The organism is Bifidobacterium sp. (genome assembly GCF_051876855.1).
Lineage (GTDB): Bacteria > Actinomycetota > Actinomycetes > Actinomycetales > Bifidobacteriaceae > Bifidobacterium.
Genome location: NZ_JBJEIH010000024.1, coordinates 103,453 through 105,510, shown reverse-complemented (window position 1 = coordinate 105,510; position 2,058 = coordinate 103,453). Strand labels below are relative to the sequence as shown.

Here is a 2,058-nt window from a genome sequence, read left to right as displayed (position 1 = left end):
GGGATAGATGGCATAGTGCGAGGATTCGCTCACACGATGACGATCCAGGCGCGCCATGACGGGCGATGCAGCCTGATTGGGGACGGTTGTGTGAGGATTGGCTCACACAGTCACGGCACGAGCGGCTCCGGCAGGCCGAATCGAATGGGTTAGGCGGCACCATGTGAGGATTCGCTCACACAATCACGGTCTGGACAACTCCGGGAGACTGGTCTGGTGGGGATAGATGGCATAGCGTGAGGATTGGCTCACACGATGACGGCCCAGGTGCACCAAGACGGACGATTCGGCTTGACTGAATGCCATTATGCGAGGATTCGCTCACACAATCACGGCCCGAACGACTCCGGCAAGCCGGTTCGGCTGAATCAAGCGGCGTCACGCGAGGATCGGGTCACGCGGAACATAATCAGCGCCATGATTTCGCCGGCGACCGCCATACCAAGGAACACGCGCATACTGGAGGAGAATCCGGCGATATATGCCTGCGCTTGCCCCAATCCTTTGGCAGCAGCAGCTTGCGACCCGCTAGCGATCAGCGCCGACGCGAGCGCCGTGCCGATCGCCCCGGCCATCTGCTGGACGGTGTTCAACACCGCCGACCCGTCGGCATTCATGCGTTGCGGCAACTGGTTGAGCGCGTGCGTCTGGTCGGGCACGAGCACGCATCCGGCGAACGCGGAAAACAGCGCATACGATATCGCGACCGGCACCTCCGAACGGCAGCCGAGCATCATCCCCACAACCATCAGGGCAAGGCCGATAAATCCTACGGCGATAAACCGGGGCGGGAAATGATCGCGCAGCAAACTACCGACAAGCGGTGCGGACACGGCTCCAGCGACCGCACCGGGCAGCAAAATCAGCGCGGCAATCATGCTCGAATGGCCAAGTCCGCGCTGCAACAGAATCGGCAACAGGAAGTTCACAGCAAGCACACAGCCGGACACCATCAGCTGAATCAACATTCCGAGCGTGAATCCGGGGTATGCGAAGGTGCGCACCTGAATCAGCGGATGTTCCATGTGCAGCTGCACCGCGGCGAACACAGCCAACACCGCGATTGCACCGACCAAAATCACCCAGAAGCGCCAATCGCCATGCCATTGCGTGTAGCAACTCACCGCAAGAATCAGTCCGGACAATCCCAAGGCGATCAACAGCAGGGACGGCAGGGACAGATACCCCCGCTCCCCGTGCCGCACATCAGGCACAGTCGCCGAGCCGAGGATGAGCGAGACCACCAGAAACGGAATCATGGTGTAGAAAATCCAGTGCCAGTTGAGGAATTCCATAACCAGCCCACCGAACACCGGGCCGATTGCGGGCGCCGCGCACGTGACCAGACTGACCAGACCGAGCATCATGGCACGCCGGTTGAACGGGGCTTGATCAAGGATGATGGTGGTCAGCAGCGGCAACGAAACGCCGGTTCCCAAAGCCATGACCAGTCGGGCGGCAAGCAGCATCGGGAAGTTCACGGCGAGCGCGCCGATGAGCGTGCCCGTGCCGAACAGGGCTACGGCGGCGACGAACAACGCACGTGTGGGGAAGGTGCGCACGAGGAACGGCGAGGTCGGAATCGTCACCGACAACAGCAGCAGATACCCGGTAGTCAGCCATTGCACCACATCGGCGGACAGCGAGAATTCACTCATCAGCGTTGCATACGAGATGTTGAGCGAGGTTTCCGACAGGATGCCGAGGAAAGTGAGGACGGACAAGGCGATGACAACGACGATGAGTCGCTTTTCACCGATGGTTTGACGGCGGGCAGGGCCGGAATTGCCCGCAGATACCGGCATGGCGGGTGCGGGTACGGATGATGGTGACGATGGTGACGATGGTGACGACGATTCCGATGGTGACGATTCCGATGGTGACGATGGTGACATGCTCATATTGTCCAGCATAGACGTTTGTTGTATATGCAACAATCAGAGTGTCACGGTATGGATCGCCGATCCTGCACAATGCTGCGAGCGCCCACCGCCGACAGATATCCCGCGCCCCGCTTCTACCGACGCTGACGGGACGCTCAGCGTCGGCAGAAGGTTG

The 2,058-nt window shown here is 60.3% G+C and carries 2 protein-coding genes; both read right to left on the bottom strand.

Annotation, left to right across the window (positions count from 1 at the left end; translation table 11 throughout):
• Positions 1-368: 368 nt before the first annotated feature.
• A complete protein-coding gene (locus tag ACI38B_RS02065; RefSeq protein WP_439729315.1) occupies positions 369-1,805 on the bottom strand; it encodes a DHA2 family efflux MFS transporter permease subunit in 1,437 nt (478 codons plus the stop codon).
• Positions 1,753-2,058 (bottom strand): hypothetical protein (locus ACI38B_RS02060; protein WP_439729314.1); only part of this gene is annotated, 306 nt, incomplete at its 5' end. The genes ACI38B_RS02060 and ACI38B_RS02065, both read right to left, overlap by 53 nt.